Origin of the sequence: Paenibacillus sp. 11B (assembly GCF_030487755.1) — a bacterium.
Classification (GTDB): Bacteria; Bacillota; Bacilli; order Paenibacillales; family Paenibacillaceae; genus Paenibacillus; species Paenibacillus vandeheii.
On sequence record NZ_JAUKNS010000001.1, the window covers coordinates 668592 to 681381 of the forward strand.

At 48.0% G+C, this 12790-nt stretch carries 11 protein-coding genes; 7 read left to right on the forward strand and 4 right to left on the reverse strand.

What is annotated here, in order from left to right:
- Positions 1-24: 24 nt before the first annotated feature.
- A complete protein-coding gene (licT, locus tag Q0V21_RS02875) occupies positions 25-864 on the reverse strand; it encodes a BglG family transcription antiterminator LicT (RefSeq protein ID WP_079349370.1) in 840 nt (279 codons plus the stop codon).
- 35 nt (positions 865-899) lie between these two features.
- Complete coding sequence (locus Q0V21_RS02880) at positions 900-2798, reverse strand: beta-glucoside-specific PTS transporter subunit IIABC (RefSeq protein WP_301877495.1); 1899 nt, start codon at positions 2796-2798, stop codon at positions 900-902.
- Between the two features lie 355 nt (positions 2799-3153).
- Here Q0V21_RS02880 and Q0V21_RS02885 point away from each other — a divergent pair, with 355 nt between their 5' ends.
- Complete coding sequence (locus Q0V21_RS02885) at positions 3154-4074, forward strand: LysR family transcriptional regulator (protein WP_079349372.1); 921 nt, start codon at positions 3154-3156, stop codon at positions 4072-4074.
- A 488-nt stretch (positions 4075-4562) separates the two neighbouring features.
- Here the strand turns inward: Q0V21_RS02885 and Q0V21_RS02890 are convergent, their stop codons facing one another.
- Both Q0V21_RS02890 and Q0V21_RS02895 read right to left on the reverse strand, forming a co-directional pair.
- Complete coding sequence (locus tag Q0V21_RS02890) at positions 4563-5384, reverse strand: carbon-nitrogen family hydrolase (protein WP_301877497.1); 822 nt, start codon at positions 5382-5384, stop codon at positions 4563-4565.
- Positions 5385-5453: 69 nt separating this feature from the next.
- Positions 5454-5957, reverse strand: a complete 504-nt coding sequence (locus tag Q0V21_RS02895) for an ABC transporter substrate-binding protein (protein WP_301877500.1) — start codon at positions 5955-5957, stop codon at positions 5454-5456.
- A 90-nt stretch (positions 5958-6047) separates the two neighbouring features.
- Between Q0V21_RS02895 and Q0V21_RS02900 the strand changes: the two genes are divergently transcribed.
- From Q0V21_RS02900 to Q0V21_RS02925, 6 genes are all read left to right on the forward strand, one after another.
- Positions 6048-7256, forward strand: coding sequence for a pyridoxal phosphate-dependent aminotransferase (locus Q0V21_RS02900; RefSeq protein WP_301877501.1), 1209 nt, complete (start codon positions 6048-6050; stop codon positions 7254-7256).
- A 361-nt stretch (positions 7257-7617) separates the two neighbouring features.
- Positions 7618-8721, forward strand: coding sequence for a glutamate 5-kinase (proB, locus tag Q0V21_RS02905; RefSeq protein ID WP_024630606.1), 1104 nt, complete (start codon positions 7618-7620; stop codon positions 8719-8721).
- 28 nt (positions 8722-8749) lie between these two features.
- Complete coding sequence (locus Q0V21_RS02910; RefSeq protein WP_301878396.1) at positions 8750-9997, forward strand: glutamate-5-semialdehyde dehydrogenase; 1248 nt, start codon at positions 8750-8752, stop codon at positions 9995-9997.
- A gap of 36 nt (positions 9998-10033) precedes the next feature.
- Positions 10034-10894, forward strand: a complete 861-nt coding sequence (gene proC, locus Q0V21_RS02915) for a pyrroline-5-carboxylate reductase (RefSeq protein WP_301877502.1) — start codon at positions 10034-10036, stop codon at positions 10892-10894.
- Positions 10891-12114, forward strand: coding sequence for a 2,3-diketo-5-methylthiopentyl-1-phosphate enolase (locus tag Q0V21_RS02920; protein ID WP_301877505.1), 1224 nt, complete (start codon positions 10891-10893; stop codon positions 12112-12114). Before proC ends, Q0V21_RS02920 begins: the two co-directional genes overlap by 4 nt.
- Positions 12111-12788 (forward strand): 2-hydroxy-3-keto-5-methylthiopentenyl-1-phosphate phosphatase, encoded by a 678-nt coding sequence (locus Q0V21_RS02925; protein WP_301877506.1) that lies wholly within the window; start codon positions 12111-12113, stop codon positions 12786-12788. The genes Q0V21_RS02920 and Q0V21_RS02925 overlap by 4 nt, the downstream gene beginning before the upstream one ends.
- Positions 12789-12790 lie beyond the last annotated feature (2 nt).

The following is a 12790-nucleotide window of genomic DNA, read 5'->3' on the forward strand; positions in this document are numbered from 1 at the left end:
TATTCCTCCTTGATTGGTCCAATCTTAATTGCGACTCATTACACGATTGATATGAATAATCAGGTACATCATTTCTTCGCTAGAAATCGTATGTTCGAAGCGGGCTTCAATATACTCTTTGATCAGCAGCACGCATTCTTCTTCCTGCGGATATTTGCTCGCGATCTGGTCAAACAGCTCATGATCCTGCGTATTTAACGTTTTATGCTCAAACAGTCGCTGAATGAAGAACTGCAAATGGGTTAAAAAGCGGGAATAGTTAATGCTGTGTGTATCCAGCTCCACCTGATAATGAATTTTAATAATATTGAGAACATCCTTGACCGTGTTGGTCATCAGCATGACCTGATTCATATTGTCATCATTCTGCTGAGCATTGACGAGATGAAAGGCGATATTGGCCGCTTCCTCTTCAGGCAGAGATAGACCAATCTGATTGTGAATGAGAGACAGACCATGCATGCCAATGCTGAATTCCTGTGGATAGAACTTCTTCACTTCCCACAGCATGCGATTCTGGATGGTCATATTGTCCCTGAACCGTTTAGTCGCCATATACAGGTGATCCGTCAATGAGACGTAGAGATGATCACTCAGATGTCGGGACAAGGTGTGCTTGGCATAAGAAATGATCTCGTCAGCCAGAATCAGATATTCTTTTGGCGTTTCCTTCATTAGAGCGGTGAGATCCGAAGAGATTGTTTCATTTTCAAGCACATATACCTTTTCAATCTCGTCGTCACTCACGATATCTCCAGGTTTGCTCTTGAAGCCGATGCCCTTCCCCATCACAATAATTTCCTTATCATCCTCACCACGTCTGGCGAGAACAACGCTCGAATTCAGTATTTTCACGACTTCCATATCCGGCTGCCTGCCTCTCATTCATATTTCGACGGTTATAACACTGTAATTAATGGTTTCTCCGGTCCCGTCATTGGTGATGATTCATTACCCAATACCTCCAGATAATCGGAGGAATTGGTCACGATTACAGGGGTCGTGGTGTCATAACCTGCGGCTTGTATTGCCGTAAGATCAAACTCCATCAGAAGTTGGCCATGGGAGATCTGTTCTCCTTCGCTTACCTTTACGTCAAAATGCTGCCCTTTCAATTTCACAGTATCCAGTCCTACATGAATCAGTAGTTCCACTCCATCCACCGATCTCAACCCAATGGAATGTTTGGTACGAAATACCGTCTCAACGGTTCCATCAAACGGAGCAAACACTTTGCCAACACTCGGCTGGATGGCCATTCCTTGTCCCATCGCTTCTTGGGAGAAAGCCTCATCCTTTACTTCTCTTAAGGGAAGTACTGTACCCTCCAGTGGCGCAAAAACCATTTTTTTGGATTTGATTCCAGCCGAAGGCTTGATCTCAGGTTTTTCTTCCACTTTTGCTACCGAAGAGTCAGTTGCTGGAACTGCTGCGGGAACAACATCCTGAAATCCAATGACATACACTGCAATAAACGCAATAACAGCGGAGATCAGCATGGTAATAAGGGCATAGATAATGTTCATGTTGTCTTCACTGATAAACATAGGCATGGATGCAATCCCTGGTCCTACGGCTGCATACGCCTTGAGATTCACAATCCCTGCGAACAATCCCCCGATGCCAGCACCGATCATGCATGCAAACAGCGTTTTTTTGAGTCTTAAATGTACTCCGTACAAAGCTGGTTCCGTGATTCCAAATACCCCGGAGATGCCCGCAGACAGTGCGACTTGTTTAAGCTTCACATCCTTGGTTTTGAACGATACCGCCAGCGCTCCAGCTCCCTGCGCCATATTAGATGCCAGCATGGCGACCAGGACCAGTGTCTCGTAACCAGGTGAAGCAAGTGCTGCAAAAATAATCGGATAAAACACTTTGTGCATGCCGAACATCACAATTAAAGGCATAAGAATCGCCATAATGACAACAGTCAACCAGCCAATTTTGTCCTGAATCCAATAGATCAGGTTGGACATGCCTGTTCCGAGATACATACCCAGTGGACCAAGCACAATCAGTGCGATTGGAGCAACAATCAGAATGACAATCAACGGTTTAAGGAATATCTTAACGGGTCCTGGTGAGACCTTGTCGGCAAAACGTTCGATATAGGACATAAACCAGACTGTTAAAATAATAGGTACAACCGATGATGCATATTGAACAGAAGCCACAGGCAATCCGATAAAGGATACCGGATCTTCACCGCCAAGCAATCCAATCATATTGGGATGCAGCATGATTCCCGCGAACAGGACAGCTACAAAAGGGTTGGTCTTAAATTTATTTGCACTGGAATAGGCCAGCAGGACCGGAAGAAAATAAAAGGCCGCATCCGACATAACACTCAAAACGGTATACGTCTGGCTTTCTTTCGACATTAGTCCGGTCACGGTTGCCAAAAGCAGCAGCGCCTTCAACATGCCTGAAGCAGCAATGGCCGGAATAATCGGCTGGAAGATGCCTGCAATTACACTGGCAAAGGTGTTGAACAGACCTTTGGGACTGTAATCCGCTTTTTTCTTTTCCTGAACCTCACTGGATTGTTGGGTATCCATCATCTTGGCAAGTTCGTTATAGACATATCCGACATCATTGCCGATGATTACCTGGTATTGCCCGCCACTGTTCACTGCGCCGATGACGCCATCCAGGTTTTTGATTTCGGCCGTTTTCGCTACATCGGGATTCTTCAAAGTAAGTCTGAGCCTGGTGGAGCAATGAATTGCCGTGTTGATATTATCATTGCCACCAACCAGCTCCATAATCGATTGGGCTAATTTCTTGTGATTCATGGTGCACCTCCGCCTTTTTTTCTGCTGGGAACAAAAAAAGACCTAAATAGGGTAGGAAAAGGACTCTTCCCACCCAATCTAGGTCTTGCCTGCCGAACAGTAACACGCCATCGTTGGATGAACATTATTCAATTATATATACGAAAAGAATATGAATAGTTGAACTTCATCGTACTGAAAAAGAATACATCTGAAAACGATTTTCTAGTTATACCCGGGTAAGTTTAAACCATTAAGCGTTTTCAGACACAGTATATCAGCTCTTTTTATGCAGTGCAAGCGTTTCAGCAAAAATAATGATTTCTTCATCTCTAGTGATATAATGATGGCATAACGAAAGGAATGACGTGTGGATATGGAATTCAGACAACTTCAATATACGCTGCAAATCGCGTCAGAGCGAAACTTCTCCCGGGCAGCCGAGAAGCTGCACATCGCCCAGCCTTCTTTAAGTCAGCAGCTATCCAAACTTGAAAAGGAACTGGGCGTACTGCTATTCCAACGTAATACCAGCAGCGTGGAGCTGACCCATGCAGGGGTGACTTTTGTAGAGCAGGCACAAAAAATCATTGATGCCGTCGAGCTGCTTAGACAGGAAATGTCGGACATTTCCCAGCTGCGTAAAGGTAAAGTCGTTGTAGGCAGCATGCCGATCACTGGCTCCCACCTACTTCCGCATGTGCTTCCCGCATTCCAGCAAGCCTATCCCGAGATTGAAGTAACCTTGTTGGAAGACTCCGGGCTTACACTTGAAAAGTTGACGGCTAGTGGCAAGGCTGACTTAAGCCTGCTCTCTCTCCCATTGCAGGAGCCAAGCCTATCTTATGTAACGATTGGTGAAGAGCGAATTGATCTGGCTGTTCCCCCAAATCACCCTTTGGCACGCAGAGGAGATCCGAAACATCCGCTCCCAGTAAGGATGGAAGAGCTTCGCGATGAACCCTTTGTTGTACTGAAGAAAGGACAGGGCTTCCGCAAACTTACATTTGATCTGTGTGAGGAAGCCGGGTTTGATCCCAATGTGGTGTTTGAGAGCACGAACATCGAGACGCTACAGTCACTAGTCGCTACAGGTATGGGTATTACGCTGGTTCCGCGCTTTATTGCCCGTGCTCCCCGCAGTGAATTCGTGCCCGTATATGTCCCGCTGGCCGAACCAACCCCCAGTCGTACCCTTGTAGTTGCATACCGCCAAGGACGGGTTCTCTCCAAAGCCGCGGAGGCATTCATTCATACGTTTCAACAAACGGTTGCCGAACTCTCTCAAGGAGAATAATTGGAACGATCACCGTATTGGCTGCCACCCATGCACTAAAATAAACAAAGGCTTGACCCATAAGGGCCAAGCCTTTGTTCTATACTCGTCTCCCGCATCCGCAGGATAAAGTTCTTACATGGGATTAGCAATACATCGTTACAGTACCATGTTGCTGATATCATTATTGAAATGTTAACGTAAAAACGTACATATGAGAATTTCAAGTTTGGCGGTTTATTTTCGCAAATTCCGTTCACTCGTTAGCCTGTTCTGTTGATTCACAAGGCGGCCTTCATCCTGAACAGATTGTTCAGGGGGTGATAGCCCTCCTGCCCCATTCTCTAAGAATGGCCTTAAGTGATCTACCCTAGTGTTTTCCTGTTCCAGTCTCCTGAGCGTATCTTTCACATGGTTGTCCATTTGATTGATCATCCTCCTTGGTGACGGGATAGTTATCATTACCCGCCTCCCGGATCACGAAACACTTTACTGGAAAATTACAAATTTTATTTGCTGCCAAAATAAATGCCAGGTCTGCGGTCTTCAAACACCGGAATGCGGCCGCGAACCTCATCCACCAGCGAAGGGCGGATAAATCCAGTCACGATCTCTTCTCCTTCTCCACCTTCAGCCACTATTTCACCCCACGGATCAATAATGAGGGAATGTCCGAAAAATTCGGTTTCTCCGCTTTTTCCTACACGGTTGCACGCAATGACGTACATCTGATTCTCGATCGCCCTTGCTGTTAATAATGTCCGCCAGTGGTTCAAACGAGGATTCGGCCATTCAGCGGGTACGATTAATGCTTTGGCCCCGTTCAAGGCAAGCGTGCGAGCCAGCTCGGGAAAACGAATATCGTAACAGATTGAAGCTCCTGCGGTAAGACCATTCTCGAGCTCGAATATTTCCGGTTCTGCACCAGGCTGCAAATACTTCTCTTCATCCATCAGGCGGAACAAATGTAATTTATCATAACGTGTTACCTGATTTCCTTCGCTATTATAGGCATACATTGTATTGTAAATTTGGCCGTCACGTTTCTCCGCAATAGAACCGCCGACGATAGAAATTCGATGTTTTTGGGCAAAAGCCGCAAGCCATTCCCTTGATTTCTGTCCTTCCGGGTCAGCAAGCTCATGAATTTGTTCTAATGCATAGCCCGTATTCCACATTTCGGGCAGTACAGCCAGACCCAGATCGGGATACTGTTCTACCGCTCGTTCAAGTAAAAACTGCATATGCTTATGGTTGGCCTCAGGATCTCCGAGCTGAATATCGCCCTGAATCAGGGCCACACGCATTTCCCCATGTTGTTGCTCTGTCATGATAAGCACTCCTCTGAACCGTAATACCTGTAATCATAGCTTGATCATCCAAACGTCTGCAACCTGTTTTCAAGATGAACTCCTACGTAACAACTCGGGCAACAAAGTCAACAATCGGTTGTTGGTCATAGCATCGCCCAAGTTCCATGTGAGTTCTTCCACTCCGTACACCTGCCCCTTCTTTACAGCCGAAAGAGCTCTCCAGCTTGAACTTTGCATCAACTTCTCTGTGGCCTGCCTTGCAACGCTCTCTTCAGGAAGCAATACAAATATATGGTCGCCCGCATACTGGCGAACCGCTTCAGATGATATCTGCTTATAGGCTCTGCCCGCTGCGAGCGCTTCCTTCACTTTCGTAACCGGTCTGAACCCATCAGATGGTATAACAGCGAAGCCAGTCCGATAATACCCATGACAAACAATCGTGCACCCCGATGGCAATAATACTGCCGTATTTCGTATACCCTTTTTCATTTCTATTTCTCGAGTTACCCTAACCTCAATGGACAAACTGAAATACCTCATTTCACTTTTGTACAATAACTTAACTATTGGCTCCATCCAAGTATTCATGAAGTGTTTTCCCCCTATACAGCTCGGGATTGACGTGATAAATTAATGAGAACTATATTGCCATCTTTAATAACCGGAGTGATGTATAGCATGACTAATCTGCCTAACCTATCGAGTCGTTCAGCCTTTACCATACCTACATCCGATGTAATGACACAGCTTCCAACACAATTTTTTGCTACCCTTGTTCAAAATGTAAACCGCGAAATTGCAAGTGGTCACGACGTAATCAATTTGGGTCAGGGGAACCCGGATACACCTACACCGCCCCACATTGTTAAAGCACTGCAAGAGTCAGCAGAGAACCCGCTCTATCATAAATATTCACCTTTTAGCGGGCATGCTTTCCTCAAGGAAGCTGTTGCAAAACGTTACAAGGAAGATTACAACGTGGACCTGGACCCGGAAACGGAAGTTGCGATATTGTTTGGAGGAAAAACAGGTTTAGTCCAGTTGCCTCAAGTCTTGCTCAATCCAGGTGATGTATGTCTCGTGCCCGATCCAGGTTACCCGGATTATTGGTCCGGTGTCGCACTGGCGAAAGCGCACATGTCTTTTATGCCCCTACTGGAGTCCAATGCATTCCTGCCTGATTATGAAGCAATCTCTATCGAAGATCGGGAAAAGGCCAAGCTGATGTTCCTGAACTATCCCAACAATCCAACATCGGCCACCGCCTCGCTTTCCTTCTATGAAGATACGGTAGAGTTCGCCATTCAAAATAAAATCGTCGTAGCCAGTGACTTCGCCTATGGTGCGATCGGATTTGATGGACATCGGCCAGTGAGCTTTTTGCAGGCACCAGGTGCCAAAGAAGTGGGCATTGAGTTCTATACGTTATCCAAAACGTACAACATGGCGGGTTGGCGTGTCGGTTTCGCCCTGGGCAACGCGGAAATTATCTCCAAAATTAATCTGCTGCAGGATCATATCTACGTGAGTCTCTTCGGAGGCATCCAGGCCGCTGCTGCGGTAGCACTGACCTCTTCTCAGGAATGTGTCACTTCGCTGGTTGCACGCTATGAATCACGTCGAGACGCTTTCTATGACGCACTCTCATCCATCGGCTGGCAGGCTACCAAATCAGGTGGTTCCTTCTTCAGTTGGCTGCCTGTTCCCGCTGGCTTTACTTCGGCGTCCTTTGCAGATGTGTTACTGCGTGAAGCAAAGGTCGCGGTCGCACCGGGTATTGGTTTCGGTTCACATGGTGAGGGCTATGTGCGTGCAGGACTGCTAAGTGATGAAGATCGATTAAGGGAAGCTGCGCAGCGGATTGGCAAGCTGAATTTATTCAAGTAATTTACAGGTGTATAACCCCTTTGCATCTGCCAAGTTTCCATGGTATGTTATAAGGAAATATTGAACGAAACGTGATGACGGGACCAGTACGAGAGGATCAGCCGCGCCCAGAGAGTAAATTCCATCGGGCTGCAAGAATTTACCGCGGCTTCTCTCCGAACCCTACCCCTGAGCGGCCTGTGATGCACAGGACAGTGCCTTCTGTTACAGGGCATGAAGCCGGATGATCCAATCATCAATAAAGGTGGTACCGCGGAAGTAACGAACTTTCGTCCTTTTTAATTAAAAGGGCGGGAGTTTTTTTTGTACCCAACGGTCTGCTCCAGGGTCAATCATTAATATTGTTTAAGGAAGTGAAAACATGACCTCACGTATTGTAGTTAAGATCGGAAGCAGTTCGCTTACTACGGAAGAAGGCGGGCTCGATCGCAGTGCCATTACATTTTTTGCTGGAGAAATTGCTGCCTTGGCTGAACAAGGCCATGAGGTTCTTCTGGTCACTTCGGGAGCGGTAGCTGCCGGATTCCGGGAGATCGGTTACCCCCAGCGTCCCAAGCAGCTGCATGAAAAACAAGCCGCAGCGGCTGTTGGGCAAGCTTTGCTGATGCAGGCATATCAACAGGCTTTTGCAGCGCACCGCGTTACTACAGCACAAATTCTGCTCACCCGTACTGACTTTCACAGCCGAAAACGTATGGGTAACGCGGGGATGACCGTGGAAGAGCTGCTCAAGCAGCGCGTCATTCCAATCTTTAACGAGAATGATACCGTATCTGTTGATGAATTGAAGTTTGGAGATAACGATCTTCTGTCTGCTTTGGTGGCAAATCTGGTCAAGGCACAACATTTGGTCATTCTTACAGATACCAACGGCCTCTACACGGCTGATCCACGCAAAGATCCAGCTGCCGTACGTTATGACCGTATCCCGGAAATTACAGCAGAAATCTATGCCTATGCCGGCGGTTCAGGATCATCTGTAGGCACGGGTGGGATGCGATCCAAGGTCGATGCAGCCAAAGTGGCAACACGTGGAGGTGTGCCTGTCTTTGTGGGCAGTGTGAAGGAACCTGGAGATATGCAAAAAGCAGTTGATGGGACCGGAAAAGGAACGTATTTCGAGACTCGTCTTGCCGCTCTCTCTCGTAAAAAGCAATGGCTTGGTTTCATGTCTACACCGCTCGGTACCGTGGTTGTGGATAATGGTGCCGAAGAAGCACTGGTCCATGGTGGTCATAGTCTCCTTCCTGTAGGCGTCAAGCGCGTACTGGGCACCTTCCACGCCGGAGACGTTGTAGAGGTACTCGGTATGGATGATACCCTGCTCGGTCGTGGCATTGTCAATTATGATGATGACCAGTTGCGGCTCATTGCAGGACTGCCAAGTGGCGAAGTGATGAAGCAGTTGAACAGCATCCATCGACTTGAGGTTATTCACCGGGACGAGTGGATTACGTTAAAATAGACACTTTTATATATGGGAGGAATTTATGATGAGTGAAGTCAGAGAAAAAGCGAGCAAGGCCCAAGCCGTGGTTCCGCAGTTGAATCGACTAAGCACAGAACAAAAAAATAGCGCGCTGCTGGTCATGGCAGACGCATTGATTGACCAAGCGGATTCCATTATTGCAGCAAACGCGGATGATCTGGAACGTGGCAGACAGCAAGGTACCCCAGAATCGATGCTAGATCGCCTCGCTCTGAACAAAGATCGTATCGCCGGCATCGCTGAAGGGCTGCGTCAGATTGTAAACCTGCAGGACCCTGTCGGCGAAGTGCTTGAGACATTCACTCGTCCAAACGAATTGCATGTTGAAAAATTAAGAGTGCCTATCGGTCTGATTGGCATCATCTATGAGGCCCGTCCAAATGTTACAGTAGATGCAGCCGGACTCTGCCTCAAAACAGGCAATGCTGTACTTCTGCGAGGCGGCTCCTCTGCCCTCTCCTCTAATCGCAAAATTGTGGAGGTGCTTCATCAGGCACTGGCAAAAACAGACATGCCCGCTGACGCCTTGCAGCTTGTTGAGGATGCAGACCGCTCCTCCGTGGACGAAATGCTCAAGTTGAACGGACTGCTGGACGTCATCATCCCGCGCGGCGGGGCTTCACTGATCCGCAATGTGGTCGCCAATGCAACAGTGCCTGTGATCGAAACCGGCGCAGGTATCTGTCATACCTATGTGGATGAATCTGCCGATCCGGTCATGGCAGCGGAGATTGCTATTAATGCCAAGGCACAGCGTCCATCCGTGTGCAACTCCATGGAAACCTTGTTGCTGCACGCTGCTTACGCGGAGGAGCATCTGCCGACTCTGGCCGAACAACTTCGTGAGGCAAATGTCTTGTTGAAGGGTTGTGACACGGTACGTCGTCTGGTTCCCTCTGCCCTTCCTGTGACGGAAGAAGATTATGCGACAGAGTATAATGATTATATTTTAAATATCCGTGTGGTTCAGAATCTGGATGAAGCGATGCAGCATATCGCACGTTATGGCACGAAGCATTCAGAGTGTATTGTCACCCGGGATACCACTCATGCAGAACGTTTCTTACATGATGTAGATGCAGCCGCTGTATACCATAATGCTTCCACACGTTTCACAGACGGATTTGAATTCGGCTATGGAGCTGAAATTGGGATCAGTACCCAGAAGCTGCATGCTCGTGGACCTATGGGTCTGCCTGCACTGACGTCAACCAAATATCGTATTACTGGCAATGGACAAATCCGGCAATAATTTCGCAGCTACAGTTATATAGGAGGAACGATAAATATGAGTCAAGAACAACAGACGTTATTACAACAGAAGATTACTTTTCACGGAGCAGGTGCGATGGCTGAAGCTATCGTGCGGGGATTGATCTCCCGCTTTGTCGTACGTTCTCAGGATATTACGATGCTGAACCGCAGCAACCAGAAACGTCAGGAGGAGCTCAGTACCCGTTATGCCGTACATACCGGAACGGCTGCACAATCGCTGGATCATCTCGCCGCTTCTCCAGTTATTGTACTCTGTATGAAACCGAAGGATGCTGCCGCAGCGCTGCGTGAACTTGGGCCGCTCCTGTCACCGGATCAATTAATCGTCTCCGTTATTGCTGGATTATCGATCCGTACGATGCAGACGCTCCTCGGGCGCAAGCAACCGATCGCACGCACCATGCCGAATACATCCAGTACAATTGGGCTTGGCGCTACCGGACTTGCCTTCTCTGAAGAGATTACGGATGAACAACGCAGTACAGTCATGACGATGTTTGAAGCTGTTGGAATTGTGACTATCGTGCCTGAAGATAAACTCGAAGTGCTCACAGGTATTTCCGGAAGTGGTCCGGCTTATGTATACTATTTGATGGAGGCCATGATTGCCGCAGGTATTCGTGGCGGCTTGTCCAGCCAGCAATCCCGTGACCTGACAGTTCAGACTGTGCTGGGTGCATCACGTATGGTGCAGCAAACCGGCATGGAGCCGATGAAACTTCGTAGTGATGTAACCTCCCCCGGAGGCGCAACCCAGGCAGCACTAAAAACGCTGGACGAGGGAGATTTCTTTGAAAATGTAATCGCAGCCGTCAACCGCTGTGCAGAGCGCTCACGGGAGATGGGAGCTGCTTTGGAAGGGGATTTAAAATGAATAACATGTGCACAGCCACATATCGTCTGCATGATGATCGTGCAGACTTCCGCAAGAAGGCTGAGTCCATTGCTGTCGGCATGACCGTTGGCAGTTGGACCGAATTGCCTCAGGCTAAGCGTGAGGCGATGCAGAAACATTTGGGCGAAGTCATCAGTGTAGAGATACATGAGGCTGAGGGCATTGCCCCCGGCGAACGTTACGCCGATATTACCATTGGTTATCCTGATGTGAATTTCAGCCGTGATATTCCTGCCCTGCTCGTGACGGTCTTTGGCAAAATTTCAATGGATGGACGCATCAAATTGACCCGACTTGGATTCTCGGACGGCTTCCTCAGCGCATTCCCCGGTCCCAAGTTTGGACTGAATGGTGTTCGTGATCTGTTGGGCGTACACGATCGTCCACTGTTGATGAGCATTTTTAAATCAGTCATTGGGTTGGATGCAGAGGAGCTGCGGGAACAGTTTATACGCCAGGCCCTTGGTGGAGTAGATTTGATTAAGGACGATGAAATTCTGTTTGAGAACAAGCTGACTCCGATCGAAAAAAGAGTCGAGGTTTGCATGAAAGCTGCCGAACAGGCACGCAAGGAGACGGGCAAAAAACTGCTCTATGCGGCGAATTTGACCGGACCTACATCACGCCTGAAACAACAGGCTGAACGCGCGATAGGTGCGGGAGCCAATGCACTGTTGTTCAATGTATTGTCTTACGGATATGACGTGCTGCATGAACTTAGCAGTGATCCGGACATCAACGTACCAATTATGGCTCATCCTGCTCTTGCAGGTGCACTGTATCCTTCACCACATTACGGTATCTCGGCATCCGTCCTGTTGGGACAACTGATGCGACTTGCCGGAGCGGATCTGGTGCTCTTCCCTTCCCCTTACGGATCGGTAACGATGCCGAAAGAAGAGAATATGGCCATTACAGAACAATTGCTGTCACCTGAACTTCCGGTCAGAGCCAGCATGCCTGTGCCTTCAGCAGGTATACACCCCGGGCTTGTACCGCTTATTCTGCGAGACTTCGGCACCGATGTCATCGTTAATGCAGGCGGAGGCATTCATGGGCATCCTGTGGGTACGGAGGCAGGCGGACGGGCATTCTTACAGGCTATTGAAGCAGCCCAGAGCTCCATTCCACTGGCACAGTATGCTGCCGAACATCCAGAACTGAAAAGTGCACTGGATTTGTGGGGTGGCGAACGATGAGAAGTGATAAAAAAACGGTCATTTTCTGTGATTTTGATGGCACCATCACCCTTTCGGACAATATTGTAGCGATTATGAAGCATTTTAAGCCTGAAGGTATTGAAGCGATTATGAAAGATACGATTGAACAGCGAATTTCCCTCCGTGAAGGTGTTGGAGCGATGTTCGCACTGTTGCCTTCTTCACAGAAAGACGAGATTGAGGAATTTGTACTTGGACAGGCTGGGATCCGAGAAGGGTTCAGCGAATTTCTTGCATACGTTCGAGACGAGGGCATTGAATTCAATGTCACCAGCGGCGGAATGGACTTTTTTATCGCGCCTTTGCTTGCTCCATTTGATATTCCAAAGGATCACATTTATTGCAACGGGGCGGATTTCACAGATGAATTCATCCGTATTGAATGGCCTAATCCATGTCAGCCTCCTTGTGAGAACGGTTGCGGCATGTGTAAAACGACGGTAATTCGTACATTCCCTGAAGAACAATATAATCGTATCCTTATTGGCGACAGTTTGACTGATTTTGAAGGTGCCAAAATCGCCGATCTCGTCTATTCCCGTTCCATCCTGACGGATAAGTGTATCGAACTCGGTGTAGATCATGTCCCATTCATGACCTTTTACGATATTATGGAAGATATGAAACAGAAGCAAACACAAGGAGTGCTGTAAAG

Excerpts from the sequence above, each read along its gene's own strand:
- licT (WP_079349370.1), bottom strand. The coding sequence starts at position 864 with ATGGAAGTCGTGAAAATACTGAATTCGAGCGTTGTTCTCGCCAGACGT.
- Q0V21_RS02880 (WP_301877495.1), bottom strand. The coding sequence starts at position 2,798 with ATGAATCACAAGAAATTAGCCCAATCGATTATGGAGCTGGTTGGTGGC.
- Q0V21_RS02885 (WP_079349372.1), top strand. The coding sequence starts at position 3,154 with ATGGAATTCAGACAACTTCAATATACGCTGCAAATCGCGTCAGAGCGA.
- Q0V21_RS02890 (WP_301877497.1), bottom strand. The coding sequence starts at position 5,384 with ATGACAGAGCAACAACATGGGGAAATGCGTGTGGCCCTGATTCAGGGC.
- Q0V21_RS02895 (WP_301877500.1), bottom strand. The coding sequence starts at position 5,957 with ATGAATACTTGGATGGAGCCAATAGTTAAGTTATTGTACAAAAGTGAA.
- Q0V21_RS02900 (WP_301877501.1), top strand. The coding sequence starts at position 6,048 with ATGACTAATCTGCCTAACCTATCGAGTCGTTCAGCCTTTACCATACCT.
- proB (WP_024630606.1), top strand. The coding sequence starts at position 7,618 with ATGACCTCACGTATTGTAGTTAAGATCGGAAGCAGTTCGCTTACTACG.
- Q0V21_RS02910 (WP_301878396.1), top strand. The coding sequence starts at position 8,750 with ATGAGTGAAGTCAGAGAAAAAGCGAGCAAGGCCCAAGCCGTGGTTCCG.
- proC (WP_301877502.1), top strand. The coding sequence starts at position 10,034 with ATGAGTCAAGAACAACAGACGTTATTACAACAGAAGATTACTTTTCAC.
- Q0V21_RS02920 (WP_301877505.1), top strand. The coding sequence starts at position 10,891 with ATGAATAACATGTGCACAGCCACATATCGTCTGCATGATGATCGTGCA.
- Q0V21_RS02925 (WP_301877506.1), top strand. The coding sequence starts at position 12,111 with ATGAGAAGTGATAAAAAAACGGTCATTTTCTGTGATTTTGATGGCACC.